The 884-nt window shown below is 33.3% G+C and carries 2 protein-coding genes; both read right to left on the reverse strand.

Annotated elements, in window-relative coordinates:
• Nucleotides 1-498: ISAon1 family transposase (locus tag GJV77_RS15045; RefSeq protein ID WP_162521644.1), on the reverse strand; the 498-nt coding region annotated here is incomplete at its 3' end.
• A complete protein-coding gene (locus GJV77_RS14660) occupies nt 488-841 on the reverse strand; it encodes an ISAon1 family transposase N-terminal region protein (RefSeq protein WP_155037071.1) in 354 nt (117 codons plus the stop codon). The genes GJV77_RS14660 and GJV77_RS15045, both read right to left, overlap by 11 nt.
• Between the last annotated feature and the right edge of the window lie 43 nt (nt 842-884).

Consider the following 884-nt stretch of genomic DNA (forward strand, 5'->3'; position numbering starts at 1 on the left):
GTTTTCGACATCTAAAGCTTTCCATCGTTCTTGTACCCTAATGTCTTGTACAGCTTCATTGACAAGCTTCTGTACATGAAAACGGTCTGTTACCTGCACAGCATTGACAAAACATTTAGTTATAATTTTTTTCATAGAATTAGCCATGTCAAGAGTAACTTCTTTAACTTTAGCTCTTGTTTTAGAGGATATTGTAAGAAGTTTCTCAATAATTGGTTCTACTTTAGTACCAGAGAATATAGCTATCAAACTGCCCTTTTTTCCTTTTGCGTATTTATTTGTGATAATTGTATATAGCTCACCTTTGGATAAAGCTGTTTCATCAATTGATAGTTTAGGTCCTATGTTTTCTGGAAATAGAAGATATTCTGTTGCGTGATCTTTATGCTCCCAATCTTGGAAATCACTAAGAGAATCTCTGTATTGACGTTGTAACTTTTTGCCATCAATATTAAAGAATCCTCCTATGGTATGACAATCATTTGCCTTAGTATCGATTAATCTCTTTTAAAAAAGAGGCAAACTCATTAGTTAAACGAGTGCCTTTAGCTACAAGATTCCAATCTCGTTGTACTAATTCACGAGTTGTTTTGTCTAACCAACGACGACGTTTTACGTGCAGATAAACACTATTTCCTCGTAAAGGAAAGTCTTGTATTGTTATTTCATTATGGAAGCCGTGAGCGATAAGGATACGGTCTTTTGCTTCAGAAGGAACTACATTTAGTTCTTCGAAATACAGATGCATAGTTTCTCCTTGTTTTACTGTTTTGACTAAATTAAAGTGTTCTACTAAGAACTCTGGCAAAATCATTTTTACAAACTCTATATAGTTATCCATACTTATTATTTATATAACACAAAGGTCTGTCCTTTTTAATTCA

The organism is Myroides pelagicus (assembly GCF_009711055.1).
GTDB classification, from domain to species: Bacteria; Bacteroidota; Bacteroidia; order Flavobacteriales; family Flavobacteriaceae; genus Flavobacterium; species Flavobacterium pelagicum.